This window comes from Veillonella dispar (assembly GCF_900637515.1).
In the GTDB taxonomy this organism is placed as follows: domain Bacteria; phylum Bacillota; class Negativicutes; order Veillonellales; family Veillonellaceae; genus Veillonella; species Veillonella dispar.
In genome coordinates, this window is sequence record NZ_LR134375.1 from 948,005 (window position 1) to 961,581 (window position 13,577).

General features: G+C 35.7%; 16 protein-coding genes and 1 other RNA gene. 15 read left to right on the forward strand and 2 right to left on the reverse strand.

The genetic code is table 11. The features are described from left to right. Positions 1-6 precede the first annotated feature (6 nt). The 5 genes from smpB to ssrA all read left to right on the forward strand — a co-directional run bounded on the left by smpB (position 7) and on the right by ssrA (position 3,537). Positions 7-477, forward strand: a complete 471-nt coding sequence (gene smpB / locus EL171_RS04345; RefSeq protein ID WP_004697155.1) for an SsrA-binding protein SmpB — start codon at positions 7-9, stop codon at positions 475-477. 153 nt (positions 478-630) lie between these two features. Next, positions 631-1,131, forward strand: coding sequence for a hypothetical protein (locus EL171_RS04350; protein WP_004697157.1), 501 nt, complete (start codon positions 631-633; stop codon positions 1,129-1,131). Continuing rightward, complete coding sequence (locus EL171_RS04355; RefSeq protein ID WP_005386403.1) at positions 1,131-1,862, forward strand: 6-carboxyhexanoate--CoA ligase; 732 nt, start codon at positions 1,131-1,133, stop codon at positions 1,860-1,862. Before EL171_RS04350 ends, EL171_RS04355 begins: the two co-directional genes overlap by 1 nt. Before the next feature lies 1 nt (position 1,863). Beyond that, positions 1,864-3,018, forward strand: coding sequence for an 8-amino-7-oxononanoate synthase (bioF, locus tag EL171_RS04360; protein WP_004697385.1), 1,155 nt, complete (start codon positions 1,864-1,866; stop codon positions 3,016-3,018). Positions 3,019-3,195: 177 nt separating this feature from the next. After that, positions 3,196-3,537, forward strand: a transfer-messenger RNA (tmRNA) gene (gene ssrA, locus EL171_RS04365). A gap of 233 nt (positions 3,538-3,770) precedes the next feature. Here ssrA and EL171_RS04370 read toward each other — a convergent pair. Together EL171_RS04370 and EL171_RS04375 are read right to left on the reverse strand one after the other, a co-directional pair. Then, a complete protein-coding gene (locus EL171_RS04370) occupies positions 3,771-4,913 on the reverse strand; it encodes a tyrosine-type recombinase/integrase (RefSeq protein WP_005386405.1) in 1,143 nt (380 codons plus the stop codon). A 14-nt stretch (positions 4,914-4,927) separates the two neighbouring features. After that, positions 4,928-5,320 carry a hypothetical protein gene (locus EL171_RS04375; protein ID WP_005386407.1) on the reverse strand — a complete coding sequence of 131 codons (393 nt, stop codon included), beginning with the start codon at positions 5,318-5,320 and terminating at the stop codon, positions 4,928-4,930. A 135-nt stretch (positions 5,321-5,455) separates the two neighbouring features. On the opposite strand from EL171_RS04375, the gene EL171_RS04380 reads away from it, so the two are divergent. From EL171_RS04380 to EL171_RS04425, 10 genes are all read left to right on the forward strand, one after another. Then, positions 5,456-5,662 (forward strand): hypothetical protein, encoded by a 207-nt coding sequence (locus EL171_RS04380; RefSeq protein WP_005386409.1) that lies wholly within the window; start codon positions 5,456-5,458, stop codon positions 5,660-5,662. Positions 5,663-5,787: 125 nt separating this feature from the next. Further along, positions 5,788-6,594, forward strand: coding sequence for a hypothetical protein (locus EL171_RS04385; RefSeq protein ID WP_005386411.1), 807 nt, complete (start codon positions 5,788-5,790; stop codon positions 6,592-6,594). Positions 6,595-8,857: 2,263 nt separating this feature from the next. Next, on the forward strand, positions 8,858-9,622 hold the full coding sequence (locus EL171_RS04390) for a hypothetical protein (protein WP_005386412.1): 765 nt from the start codon (positions 8,858-8,860) through the stop codon (positions 9,620-9,622). Further along, entirely contained in the window at positions 9,609-9,908 is a 300-nt protein-coding gene (locus tag EL171_RS04395; RefSeq protein WP_005386413.1) for a hypothetical protein, read from the forward strand. The genes EL171_RS04390 and EL171_RS04395 overlap by 14 nt, the downstream gene beginning before the upstream one ends. Continuing rightward, complete coding sequence (locus EL171_RS04400) at positions 9,908-10,243, forward strand: hypothetical protein (protein WP_005386414.1); 336 nt, start codon at positions 9,908-9,910, stop codon at positions 10,241-10,243. The genes EL171_RS04395 and EL171_RS04400 overlap by 1 nt, the downstream gene beginning before the upstream one ends. Positions 10,244-10,305: 62 nt before the next feature. Then, positions 10,306-10,638 (forward strand): hypothetical protein, encoded by a 333-nt coding sequence (locus EL171_RS04405; protein ID WP_164712003.1) that lies wholly within the window; start codon positions 10,306-10,308, stop codon positions 10,636-10,638. A 35-nt stretch (positions 10,639-10,673) separates the two neighbouring features. Continuing rightward, a complete protein-coding gene (locus tag EL171_RS04410) occupies positions 10,674-10,955 on the forward strand; it encodes a hypothetical protein (RefSeq protein ID WP_005386422.1) in 282 nt (93 codons plus the stop codon). 224 nt (positions 10,956-11,179) lie between these two features. Then, entirely contained in the window at positions 11,180-11,965 is a 786-nt protein-coding gene (locus EL171_RS04415) for a sigma-70 family RNA polymerase sigma factor (RefSeq protein WP_005386428.1), read from the forward strand. 179 nt (positions 11,966-12,144) lie between these two features. Continuing rightward, a complete protein-coding gene (locus tag EL171_RS04420; protein WP_005386435.1) occupies positions 12,145-12,654 on the forward strand; it encodes a hypothetical protein in 510 nt (169 codons plus the stop codon). 442 nt (positions 12,655-13,096) lie between these two features. Further along, on the forward strand, positions 13,097-13,570 hold the full coding sequence (locus EL171_RS04425; protein WP_005386437.1) for a terminase small subunit: 474 nt from the start codon (positions 13,097-13,099) through the stop codon (positions 13,568-13,570). Positions 13,571-13,577: the final 7 nt, after the last annotated feature.

Below are 13,577 nucleotides of genomic sequence, written 5' to 3' on the forward strand. Positions count from 1 at the left end.
GTACATATGGCAAAACAATCTAGTCCATCTCTTATTGCTGATAATCGTAAGGCCCGTCATGATTTTAATATTCATGAAACCTATGAAGCAGGCATTGCTTTGACAGGTACTGAAATTAAATCGATACGTCAAGGTAAACTGAACTTAAAGGATAGCTTTTGTCGCATTGATAAAGGCGAGCTTTTGTTGTATGGTGTTCATATCAGCCCATATGAACAAGGCAATCGTTTTAATCATGAACCTGAACGGACCCGTAAATTGTTGATGCATAAATCTGAAATTAATAAATTACATGCACAGGTTAAGGAGAAAGGATTCTCTTTAGTGCCGCTTAACTTCCATTTTAGCCATGGTTATGTAAAGGTAACTGTAGGCCTTGTAACTGGTAAAAAGTTATACGATAAGCGTCAAGATATGGCGGAACGCGATGCTAAGCGAGATATTGCAAAGCGTCTCAAAGAGCAACAAAAATATTAAGATAAAAAGATCGAGTCATGATGGCTCGATTTTTTTGTGTGATATTTGTTAACTTATCTTGTGTTTTTAGTTGATAAATATGTATATTGAAATTATAATGTAAACAAAGAGTTGTGATTGTGGTTGACATTTTCTAAGTAGAGGAGAAACATCATGAATCAGAATATTCGGTACATTACAGAGGTTGCTATTTTAACGGCTATGATTACTGTATTAGGTGCTATTAAAATACCTAATGTCATTCCAGGTATAGAGTTTCAACTGTCAGCTCCATTGGCGGTAGCCATATGTGCCGTATTCGGATTTAAGAAATATATTATTAGCGGATGTCTATCTAGTTTAATCGGTTTAGCACTAGGTACACAAACTATTTTGAATGTTATGATTGCTATGCAATTTAGACTTATCGTAGGGCTAATTCTTTGGATGTGCCACAATCATATGATAGGTATTATGATTTCTGGCCCGATTGCATCTGCATTAGCGCGATTGACCTTGTCTGTATATATCGGTAAAGCTGCATTACCTATGGTTGCATTAGCAGTGCCTGGCATGATTTTTACTGTTATTATGGCACCAGTATTTGTGAAAGTATTCCGTAAAATTCACAGCCAAGTACCTAAAAATGATCTTATTAAAGGGAAGGTGTCATAATGGCTGAATTATATAGTGTACGCATGCGTGCTGCTCAAGGTGGTCCCCATGAAAAAGGGGGCCACCATATTTCTGGGGCAGAGCGGATTGTGAAGTTAGAAGAAGTAGGGGCTATAGCTCAATCGTTAGCTGATCGCGCACTGCATCACAGTAAAGGAAGAGCTGATTTTATCAATATTACTGTAGATTTAATCCCACCGGAGAAGATTACATATATTGACTGTCTTAAGGTAGAGGAACATAAAACTAGTAGTATTTCTGAATCCCATCAATTGGCGACTGAGCTTTTACAAGGTCCTCATATTAGTGAGGCAGCTGTTCTTAAAGCTATATCTTTGTTAAAAAGTTTAGATAAATCTATGCGCGGCGCTATGTTAGTGGATGCCATTACTGGCGAGCGCTTAGATACAGGTGACCGCGGAGTACGTGTTAGTCATATGGACTCCTTTGACTCTTATGCATTAGGTGATAATGAACATATGAGAGAGGCTTTAGTATTAGCTTCAAAGGTTCAATCAGCAGATGGTATTGTGGGCGAATTATGTTGGTCTGATGATCCAGACTATACAGTAGGTTATGTTGCTTGTAATGGTGTATACCATCGCCTTCCTAATATGAAAGAATTTGGTTCAGATATAGGGGGCCGCGTTTTCTTTGTACGGTCTGATATAGATAGTGAAAGTGTAATTGAGTATTTGGAGCGTACTCCAGTACTTGTTCAACGGAGATAGAATGTACAAATTTTTTAAAGAACAATTAGATTCTAAGATAGAGAACCATAATTTACGAACCTTAAGAGAATACTGTCCTCTAGATGCAGTGCGAGTAAAACGAGATGATAAAGAATATTTAATGATGGCTTCAAATAATTATTTGGGCTTAACTTTTGATACTCGTGTCATAGAAGGGGCCCTGAAAGGGGCTCAACAATATGGAACAGGATCTGGTGGATCGCGCCTTGTATCTGGTACATTTCCATTATTTACAGAGCTCGAAAGGTCATTAGCTAAATTTAAGAATACTGAAAAAGCCCTTGTATTTAATACCGGTTATATGGCCAATGTAGGAACTATTTCTGCCGTAGCTGATAAGAATACTATTATTTTTAGTGATGCTCTTAATCATGCTAGTATTATTGATGGTTGTAGATTAAGTCGAGGTACTGTAAAAACATATAGCCACTGTGATATAGACGAGTTAAAGTATCTGTTAAAACAGGTAGATCGAAACACTCGAAAGCTTATAGTTACTGATGGCGTATTTAGTATGGATGGGGATATTGCACCACTAGATAAACTGTATGAATTAAGCCGTGATTACAATGCATTGCTCATGGTTGACGATGCCCATGCAACGGGAACTATTGGTAATGGTCATGGTACAGCGGCCTATTTTGGACTTGAAAAAGAAGTAGACATACAACTTGGTACATTGAGTAAATCTCTAGGCTCTGTTGGTGGTTATGTAGCTGCAAATAGTACTATCATAGATTATCTCGTTAATACGAGCCGCAGTTTTATATTCTCTACCGCATTATCTCCTGCTGATATAGGGGCGGCCTTAGCTGCATTACAGGTTCTTGAGACAGATGCATCTGTTTTAGCGCGTTTACATGAAAATGTAAACTATATGGCAGATCAATTGATTTCTATGGGAATTGATGCTACTAATGAAACGCCAATTTTCCCAATACTAATAGGGCGTAATGAAGATACACTTGCCGTATCTGATTATCTATATGAGGATGGCATTATAGGCACCGCTATTCGTCCGCCTACAGTACCTATTGGTGAAAGCAGAATTAGACTAACGGTGACTGCTGCGCATAATAAAGAACAAATAGATTATGTGTGCCAATCACTGCAAAATGCTATGAAACAGTTATAATCATGATAATAGATAATATATCCTCTGAAGACAGGGATAAAAGAATCCTTGGATTGGTAAAATTGTCAAATTTAGATAAGTTGAGAAGGTTAAGAGTAGTGAATATACCGAATTGGTGAAGGTTTCATATAATTGACAGTAATACTAAATAGGCTTATAATTATGAGACCGACACACGGGGATGTAAAGGTTTCGACAGGGGTGCGTGTGGTATAGATAGCGAGTCGGCGTTCCATGAGGCCGTTAAACGGTGGGAAAACATTTAAACGCAGAAGAAAATTTTGCATTAGCTGCATAAGCTACGTCCCTCATACTTGTGCCTACCAAGTGTGAATGGACGTCAAACCGTAGGCTGGCTTAATTCAGTTGTTCATATGAATTAGGCGAGACAACATGAACTGGGGTTGTGTAGCTTGTCTGTGAGCGGTAGCAACCTGAGATCTAAATCATAGACTGTGCTCGGAGAAGTCTATATGGCAACACTTCTGGACAGGGGTTCGACTCCCCTCATCTCCACCAATATTCAAGCTAAAGCTAGAAGAGGCGTGATTACTGTATAAATGCAGTAGTTAACTAATCTTCTAGCTTTTTTTAGTGTTCATATATGTTCGCTTAAATTCGTATTTATTCGCTTGAAATTTCACCATGATTTCACCACCGTTTCACCACGAGACACTTTTTTAAAAACACCGGAAAAAGTGCTTAAATACGGTACTTTATAATAAAAAAGACCGGCAATAATGCCGGCCTAATTATGCCATAATATCGATTGAATCGAGTATCTGTTTTTCTTGCTCCTTCATCGCATCTGTTACGTGTGTATAAATGGAAAGGGTAGTCTTAGGTTCGTTATGTCCGACACGAGCCATAATCGTCTTAAGAGGCGTTTGCTTCTCAGCTAATAACGATATATGAGTATGACGGAATGTATGAGTCGTTACAGTCTTATTAAATGATACTGATTTTAGCAATTTATTTAAATAATGGGAATCATAAGGTACGCCGCCATCCGTAACGAAGATATAATTATCGTCGTTCTTATAATGCTGCATGATTTGCTTACGGCTATGATTAAGCTGTATAAACGTCGATAAGATATGTCGAGCACGTTTATTTAATTGCACTCTACGGACCGAGTATTCATTCTTAGGTGGTATCCTAAGCCCGTCTACCGTTAACGTAGCATTTACGTCAATATACTCATTTTTAGAATTGTAATCTTTGACGCGTAATGCTCGCAACTCACCAATTCGTAATCCGGTTAATGCCTGGAATTCGAATAGGAGGGCGACACGTTGATTCTTCTTAGCAAGAGCCGTTAAGAAAGTCTTTAATTCATCCTTCGTAAGGAACTTCTCACGAGCCTTAGTCATCTCTTCGGTAGTACGAGGCGGTCTCTTAAGAATAACGTCGTCGAGATACGATACGTCATTAATATAACCCATACGCTTACCATACTTTAAGACTTGCTTTAGCACGGAATAAACACGCTTAACATAGTTAAAGCTTTTCTCCAATAAAACTTTATTTAACATTCTTTGGATATAAATCGCTTTAAGATTAACGACTAGGATATCGCCTTCAATCCATCTTAAAAGTGCTTTAGCATGGTCTTCGATATTCTGCTGGGTAGTCACCTTACGAAGTCCTTTATCGATAGTAACGAATTCATCGGTAAGATCTTTAATCGTGAGAGTTTTACTACTAACACTATTCGTTAGGATCTCGTTAATTCTGTCGTTAAGAATACGTTGCATCTCTTTTTGTACGGCTTTAGTATTCTTAGTCGATGTAACACTAACTCGTTTGTTCTTGCCAGTTAGTGGATCCTTATAGTTCTCTCCATAACGGTAGGAGATAGTACCGTTTTTTTGCCTACGTTCATCAATATACATGTTTTATAATACTCCTATTGGCGTTTAAATGATGAGAGCATATTTAAGAGGGCCGTTAGCTGTTCCTCGGTCATATAACTCAAGATAATATTAATATCGTCGATCAACTCCTCACGTTCACGGTTGTCGATAACGATCGTACAAGCATCTTTAACGGTATCGAAGTCAGTATGTAGTACATGGGCTAATGCTTCGATTAAATCGTTGGATACGGTCTTAACATAGCCATTCTCTAACATGGTGTAAGTAGTACGTTTATAAGAAGCTTTCTTAAGATCGAGGGGCGTGATACCTTTACCATTATCTAACAATTTCTTTCGCAAATAGTCTTGTACACCGTCAGCTAATGCTTGATGGCTTAACTTATTCTGTTTTCTAAGGTTTTCTAATTTAATTAATTTAGGCATATTAATAGTCCTCCTAACTATAGTATAATTCAGATATAAATTAAAGTCAATGACATGTATTGACTGTTCGCATATGTTCGTGTATGATTATTATAGATGAATTGTAGATCAGTGTTAGTGTATTGTAGGTGCACCATGACACAACAATATGCGAGTGTAACTGACTTAGCTAAGATTTTTGCTATTGGTAGGACAAAAGCTACTGAGTTAGTACATCAAATGGAGACGGAGCCAGATTTTAAAGACAACGTTATCTCTTTTAGTCATAGAAAGAAAAACGTCAATATCGAGGCTTTCCGAGAGTTTTTAGTGACAAAGGTTAGCCGTCAATGGGTTAAATAATCGTTAGCTATGCATAAACAATATAACTATTAATGAATAACTCCATGACAAAGATGAGTAATATCTTATTGAATCGCAAATTAAGCGGTTAGAAGTTTTTAGTCAAATATAAAAGGATTAACATTATGACATTACAACAACGAATTCAAGCAAAAACAACTTTGTACACTATTCTTAACAGAGAATACATTAAAGGCCAAGGCCATGTATGGACAGTTAAAAACAATGAGACCGGCGCCGTTAGCCAAAAGAATACTCACGAGCTGACAGGCGGCACTGACACAGCGGCTAACGGTTACAAAAACAAAACTAATCGTCACGTTAAATCGACCGCTAAGTCCTTATCTCACGGCATGTCAAATACTAATTTCTATCGACAATGGAAACAAATGAAGAACCGCTGTAATAATCCTTCTCAGCCTCAATATGAAAAGTATCATGCTAAAGGCTATGATCCAAGATGGGACGTATTTGAGAACTTCATGAGCGACATGTACGATACATACGAGGAAGGCCTTACAATCGACCGCATTGATGGTGAAAAAGGCTATTACCCAGATAATTGCCGATGGGCCGATAGAAATACCCAACAACGCAACATGAAGAGTAACGTAAAAATCAACTGGTTCGGTACTGAAATGACTTTAGTTGAATTAGTCGAAAAGCACGGCTTAACAAATTACGGCATGTGTAACCAGGACTTAAGACGTTATCAAAGCATGGGCTTTAGCTTAGACATGGCGGCTGTTATGATGGTCTTAGGATTTGCATCTGGTGTACGATTACTTAAAGGTAGTCCAAAGGCTAAAACTGTTAAAGCTGGTAAGGAACTATATGGAGATGTGTATGGCACATTAAGCGATCCATTGAGTCCAGACAATCTAGTGGCAATGTGCAGAACGTCGGAATTAGCCGACATGGAAGCGCTATAACAATAAGAATTATCCTCTACCCGGGAGACTGGGTAGGGGGTATTTTTTTGCCCTAAAATAAGTTGGTACTGCAAGAATGTATAAATATATATCGATCGCCTATACCGATTAAAAATATAGCTTAGGATAAATTATACCTGGCCAATATCAAAACTTCCGTATAGGGCCTTTAAATGAATTCTACGGCTATTCTTGCGTCGGATATATTCCTTAATTTGTAGTTAGGAAGTAAGCGCGGGCCGAGGTCGTCAGACCGAGTTGTTAGGACTCTCTGTTAGTCGATATAAGGATGTTAATTAAAGCTCCTCTAAGACCAGCTACTATGTCTCTGGAGTATTTATATCTTAAACACAGTAGACGGCCCTTAGAGCGTGAATAACGAAGTTTTATAACTACTGTAGCGATGTAGGTATATGTGTAAGGGCGGCTTATTGTCTTTAGCATAATGACTTAATTCATTTAAATCGCCTCTGAGAGAAGTTTTAGCTGTTGAGGATAGATTATACCTGGTCCATATTAAAACGCTGTTAACGGGGCTATAATTGATAAATTTGGCTATTGCTGGCTACGACATATATCTGACGTTGGTGGCTTTAAAACGCTGGAGCTGAAGAGATGTTTCAATGCTGTTAAGAAGGGCATATATGGCAAGAGTTTGAGAGGGGCCGCTATGGGAGCCTGGTATGTTTCTTAACATAGAACATCTGTTTGGTGTATGATCAAAGAGCGGCCGTTGGTACATATAACGTATTGTGTCCTGGCCGCCCTTTACGATATACAAGCTGCCGGGGCCTTTATTCTATTGGAGCATAGGACGCATGGCCTTTGACGATATGCTACAGAAACAGAAATGGCCGCCTCTGTCCATCCAATGTATATTCTCCATTATTATCAGCAGTGACAATAGACTATATCCTATGACAACAACTAATCAAGCTTCAGTAGTAGTCTTTGGCCATAGAATATTCTACAAGAGTTGATTTCAATTAAATAGAAGGGCCACAACCTGTCAAGGCTGATAAGGAACGATAGATGATATTCCACAACCTAATACCGTTAAGAGCGCCGGCGATCTCTTCTCAATCATATATCTCTCATTAATAGCCTCTTAAGACATTTATATAACTTTAATCAAAAGAAATCACTTAAACACATCTCTTCAGCCAACTACATCTCCAACAATAAACATTCTTTACATCAACTTTATTTTTAACTCCTAACAGCCGCCCATAATACGATATTTACAGCTATTAATAACATTTTCCCACAATTTCCCCCTATGCTCCTAATATACTTAGTAGAAGGAACATTTCTTCTCAAAGAATATTTATTTTGACATGGTATATCTAAAAGCTATGGCAAAATTTATACTATAACTAAATATATTTTAACTGTTGCTATAACTTTTGACATATAAAATATACCTTGCTATAACTTCAGGCTATACTATAATTACAGCAAAAATCACAATATACTACTAAGAACATTTTTTCTGTAACGACATTTAAAAGCCTTAAAAACATAGTATATATCTGGTCTATATGTCGCTACGCTCCCCCTAATGAAACTAATTCGCTCACTGCGTTCGCTTCACTAGTTTCATTTAATTTGAAGTCATTAAAAATATTTTTTGACAAAATACATTAACTTAATACGGCCATGAGTAATATATGTACGAGAAGTAAAAACACTTCCGAATGATATATTCGTTCGCGATGCTCACTTCATAATCATTCTACAGTGATCGTCACACTCAAGCGTCAAGAATGCCGATGGACATAATTCATAAAATTAACAAAATTTAATATGTTGGCGACTTGTATATGACGATATTATTTGATATAATGTATTTAGAATAGTAAAAGCATCTTGAACATTAAAAACCAACTGAGTCAAAAATATCTCTTTAGTATACTTATAAGGTCTAAACACGAAAATTCACACAAAAGCCAGTTAAAATCTAGCTTTTCTCACGTTGGGCACCTTATGCAAATGCATAAGAAAAAAATCAAAACTTTATGCATTTGCATAAGAAAATTTAGAACAGTAAAAACATAATACTGACTTAAAATTACAACATTATAATATTTACTCTTAAGATTACTTATAAGGAGATTTTTGTAAAAAACTTAACAAACCCAGTTAAAACCTGGCTTAGTCACCATTTACTACTTTATGCATTTGCATAAGAAAATACTTTTAATATTATGCATTTGCATAAGAAAATATAGTAGTCAAAATTATATTAACGAGGTAACAATATATGTCCAAAACAAAGAATTTTGATGACGACTTTTTTGAGAAAGCTCAAAATGAATATATTCCTGCCCTAGATGGTCCAGAGGCTCAAAAACGGAAAGAGCTTGAAGAAGAAATTGAAGCTGATAATTCTAATGTTCAAGCCGATCGTTTTAAGAAAAAAATCGAACAAGCTCTAAGAGAGCGATATATTAAATTATTTAGTCCTAACGGAAAAATGATAAATCTTAATAATTTTAATAAAAGAACTTCTGACTTAGCTAAGAGAAGAAATCAATTATTAAGACTAGTGTGTGCATTCGCTATTGAAGAGCTTGCTAAATCTGGACGTAAAAGAGCTGATTTCGCATCGTTTAAAGCCGCGACAATAATGCTCGCCGGTTATGTTAATATCGATAATACTATTGTCGGAATAAGACAAAATGATTATCTTAACACCGATCAACTAAAAGAGCTTTTAGCAACAGAAGATTTTAATATGTCTAAATCAACAGCAGAACTATATATCCGTTGCGCTAAAAAAGCTAAAGTGTTAAAAAAAATAGGCAAAGGCAAAGATTGTCGATATATGTTAAATCCAGGAATTCATCTTAATTCTTACTATACAAGAATTAGCACAGAAATATTTTTTGAATTTCCGGAAACATCAAGATTATATTTTAATATTGAACAATATTCTGACATAAAAAATATGATCCAAAATGAAGCTATATTTACACCAGAAGAAAAGAAACGATTAGCGGAAGGAATAGCTTATGAACGAGAATAAGGAAATTATTAAAAAACAACTTGTATATGCAGTAGAAGATTGTCAAATAATGGGAAATAACCTAACACCGTCGAAGCTAAGATTTATATTTGATGGCCTTATAAAAGATCTCTTATCAGATTTTACAGTTATATATACTGCTATTATAGAAAATCCAGATGAAATGCAAGAATTATATGCTGCTTATATTAAAGTTAAAGATAATAATGGCATTACATATAAAGCTGGCTTAAGTCACGATGTAAATTGCGGTGCATACGTAACGATAGACGAGGTAAATGGTTAATGACAGATAAAGAAATCAACAAAGAAAAACGATATGTGATCAAAACAAAAGATAAAATTTCCAACGCTCTTATGAGAGAAAAATCTCTTTGGATTCATCATAAAAACTATCCATCTAAAGAAGCGCTAGAACAAGCTTTTAAAGATGATTTGCAAAAAACACTCAAAGGCTTAAACGTCGTCGATGCTTACATACTTCAAAATGAAAATGGTTTTTGTGAAGCATTCTTCGCAATCATTGAAGACGATAAATATCAATACCAGGCGGCACGATTACCTGGGAAATATGAAATTATGGCCGAAACGACTTTTGATTTTTTAAAGGTAAAGGACTAATAATTATGGAACAAAAAACAGTTGCTTTTACAGAAAGTGCTCTATTAGAATTTTATGAAGGTATGGATACAATAAGATCCTTATTTATAGATCGAGAACATATTTACTACCTTCTAGATAACGATAGCCAATATAGCATTGAAGATAAGTTAAAACAGATCCTAAATAAGACACGTTTAAATATTAATTTACTGGGATTTAATACAAAACAAAGAAAAAATGTAGTATTCGATGAAATGGAAATAGAAAACTTAAACATCTTCTTAAATCTTAATGATATCGATTATACTGTAACAATCAACGTAGGATTAACTGGTGATATTACAATGAGGACAAAACTTAATTTTAGCTTGCCGATGATGGAGAAAGTTAAAGCTTCACTAAATCTTAATTAACATTATTCAATAATTATACAAAAACAGGTATTCATATGAGTAAGATTTTTGAACTTACAGACAAAGATTTTGAAGGGCTTTGGATGGCTTGTAAGTTTAATGGATATACTCCGATACGAGCTATCGACAAATTGCTAACAATTAAAAAGATCGAGCATAAAAACCTAGATGCTAAGGTTCATCATCCTAGAGGATTGAATGGACGACAAGAGACGCAATATCAGTTTTATTATATAGATAAAGACAATAAAGAAGTTAATGTCTTAGCCGATAAGAGAGGATTTCGGGTAACGACAAACTTCTATAACATAGATTGATGAAACTTCATTAAAATTTCATCCTAGATATCGCTTAACGCCACTATACCGTGAGTAATATATCAATGAACGGCGAACAAGCGAAGACAATTTAATACACTGGATCGGGCGCCGAGAGCTTTACATACTCCGGCGCTCTTTTTATTTGCGCGGATGGCCGCCATTCATCATTCTTAACAGCTTTATCTATTACATAACATAACACAAAGGACTTATATAACAACATGAAACTATCTTATCTTGTACCTACAACAGAATACCTTACTAAAGAAGAAGAAAAAGCTCTCTTTAAGGAGTACCACGAAACACCATCTCTAAGACGTAAGAAACAAATTAAAGAAGACTTAGTATTAAATCAGTGCGGACAAATTATTAGTATTGCATCCATATACAAGAACGTCGACGACATCGAAGACCTCTTCCAAGAAGGCATGATTGCTGTACTCGAATCTTTCGAGAACTATGATTATACTCACGAGGCTTCTTTTACGACCTATATGCGTCGAGGTATCTTCCGTCAGATATGCGATTACCTTAGACGGAATAAAACAATAGGCTTGCCTCAAGCAGCTATCGAGAAGCTTAAGAAAATCAACAAGGCTAAAGAACTTCTCGAACGACTTAATAAACCGATCACGACTGAAGCCATCTCCGATATCACCAATATCAAAGAACACAATGTAATCGAAATACTTAATACACTCTCAGTCGAAGAATTAGATCGCTTATGTAACGATGGAGAAGGAGAAGTATCGATCCTAGAACATGTCGAAGATAAACAAGCCTCAAAAGCATTCGACGACGTACTCGATGACATGACTGAACCTACGATCGATATGTCGTGCTTAAGCGACCGAGAAAAGGAAGTCATTATACTACTCTACTACAAAAACTTATCCCTACATCAAATAGCTAGACGACTACATCTGAAAATAACTTTAATATCTGATGCTAAGTCTAGAGCTCTCAAGAAATTAAGAAAGGCACTATCCCATGACAATCAACATTAGAAGACAACAACCGAACGAAGAACCTAATATCCTTATCGACCACGAAAATAATCGTGTAGTCATCGTATCGACATTCTATTTAAAAGCGATCGTGTACACCGTGATCGCCTTATTCTCCTTAATAGCTTACTTAATCATTTCTCTTATTATTAACATATAAAATACTAAAGGACTTAATTATGAAATATGCTAAACAACAGAAAGCTCTTATCAAAGAACTGCTAGATAGCTCTAATAATTATATTGAACAACCACTCTTTAACGAAGAACATCCTTACTATAATACTAATTTAGCCCGTAAATATTTATATCGATATCGAGATGCTAAGACAAATCTTAAACAGTCAAATGCTTTAACTAAACTCTATCAACAAGATATATCGCGTATCGACGATAGCGAGTTACAATCACTACTTACTAAATACAAGCAAGAAGAATTAGCCTCACAGAAAGAATATATCGCTATTCAACAAGAAGTCATCAATACTATTAATAAAGTACCAGATGCACGTTACAAGCTACTTTTAACAAACTACTACCTAAACGATATACCTCTCGTACAAATTGCTAGTAATTGGGAACAGTCATATACACAAAACAGAGGATGTACCTTCAGAGCTATTAAATATATTCATGTCGAAGCCCTCAAACAAGTATGTGAAGTATTACATGGAGGCAACAATGGATAACGAACTATTATTAATCATATTGTTTGTACTATTAACAATGTACTTACCTATGATGATCATGTCGTTATATTAACGAACCAACAACTTAAGAACTACAAAGGCGGCCGAACACAAATCGACCGCCTCTTTATTTTTAATAGCTTCTTATACTTATCTTAATAACAATACTATTAATAATAATAACAACATCTTCCCCTAATTTCCCCTTAACATCATAATATAATATTAGAGGGTACAAAACATTTAAAATTTACCTCCTATTATTTATACCCTTAAAGAAGATGTCATAATTTTAGTCCTTTTCTAACATCTTTGATTAATTTTTACTACTGGAAAAAAGATACCCTCTGACGAGGGTTCTTTTTTTTGCCTTATCAACCAAACATATATTCGTAGTTATAAACTACTTAATAATACATACACATATCAAACAGCGAAAGAGGTGAGATCCATTGCTATAACACAAGACGCCAAAGGAAGAATCGTTGTAGATGGGTATACGCTCACTTTTAAACAAGCTAGGTTTTGTGAAGAATACGTTTCTAACGGCAATGTTATTAACGAAGCGGTCATTAAAGCTGGTTATTCAAAATCCAGCCCATCGGTCGTAAATAGCATGGGCCTAGAAAACCTCAACAAACCAGCTTGTAAGGCTTATATAGCCGAATTACAACAACGATTTAGACAAACTGCTGATCATAGAGTAGCTACCATAGAAGAGCGACGTAACTTACTTACTCAATGGATATACAGTGACGATGTAAGGTACAACGACAAACTTAAAGCACTCGATATCTTAAACAAGATGGATGCTGCTTATGAACAACGTATCAAGATGGATACGACGATAAATAATCCGGTTCAGTCCCTTACAACAGAAGAGCTTAGAAAGTTAATTGATAATAAACCCGATTAATGCTCCC

What these genes read in the sequence shown, in the direction of transcription:
- smpB (WP_004697155.1), top strand. Translation starts at nt 7, where the DNA reads ATGGCAAAACAATCTAGTCCATCTCTTATTGCTGATAATCGTAAGGCC.
- EL171_RS04350 (WP_004697157.1), top strand. Translation starts at nt 631, where the DNA reads ATGAATCAGAATATTCGGTACATTACAGAGGTTGCTATTTTAACGGCT.
- EL171_RS04355 (WP_005386403.1), top strand. Translation starts at nt 1,131, where the DNA reads ATGGCTGAATTATATAGTGTACGCATGCGTGCTGCTCAAGGTGGTCCC.
- bioF (WP_004697385.1), top strand. Translation starts at nt 1,864, where the DNA reads ATGTACAAATTTTTTAAAGAACAATTAGATTCTAAGATAGAGAACCAT.
- EL171_RS04370 (WP_005386405.1), bottom strand. Translation starts at nt 4,913, where the DNA reads ATGTATATTGATGAACGTAGGCAAAAAAACGGTACTATCTCCTACCGT.
- EL171_RS04375 (WP_005386407.1), bottom strand. Translation starts at nt 5,320, where the DNA reads ATGCCTAAATTAATTAAATTAGAAAACCTTAGAAAACAGAATAAGTTA.
- EL171_RS04380 (WP_005386409.1), top strand. Translation starts at nt 5,456, where the DNA reads ATGACACAACAATATGCGAGTGTAACTGACTTAGCTAAGATTTTTGCT.
- EL171_RS04385 (WP_005386411.1), top strand. Translation starts at nt 5,788, where the DNA reads ATGACATTACAACAACGAATTCAAGCAAAAACAACTTTGTACACTATT.
- EL171_RS04390 (WP_005386412.1), top strand. Translation starts at nt 8,858, where the DNA reads ATGTCCAAAACAAAGAATTTTGATGACGACTTTTTTGAGAAAGCTCAA.
- EL171_RS04395 (WP_005386413.1), top strand. Translation starts at nt 9,609, where the DNA reads ATGAACGAGAATAAGGAAATTATTAAAAAACAACTTGTATATGCAGTA.
- EL171_RS04400 (WP_005386414.1), top strand. Translation starts at nt 9,908, where the DNA reads ATGACAGATAAAGAAATCAACAAAGAAAAACGATATGTGATCAAAACA.
- EL171_RS04405 (WP_164712003.1), top strand. Translation starts at nt 10,306, where the DNA reads ATGGATACAATAAGATCCTTATTTATAGATCGAGAACATATTTACTAC.
- EL171_RS04410 (WP_005386422.1), top strand. Translation starts at nt 10,674, where the DNA reads ATGAGTAAGATTTTTGAACTTACAGACAAAGATTTTGAAGGGCTTTGG.
- EL171_RS04415 (WP_005386428.1), top strand. Translation starts at nt 11,180, where the DNA reads ATGAAACTATCTTATCTTGTACCTACAACAGAATACCTTACTAAAGAA.
- EL171_RS04420 (WP_005386435.1), top strand. Translation starts at nt 12,145, where the DNA reads ATGAAATATGCTAAACAACAGAAAGCTCTTATCAAAGAACTGCTAGAT.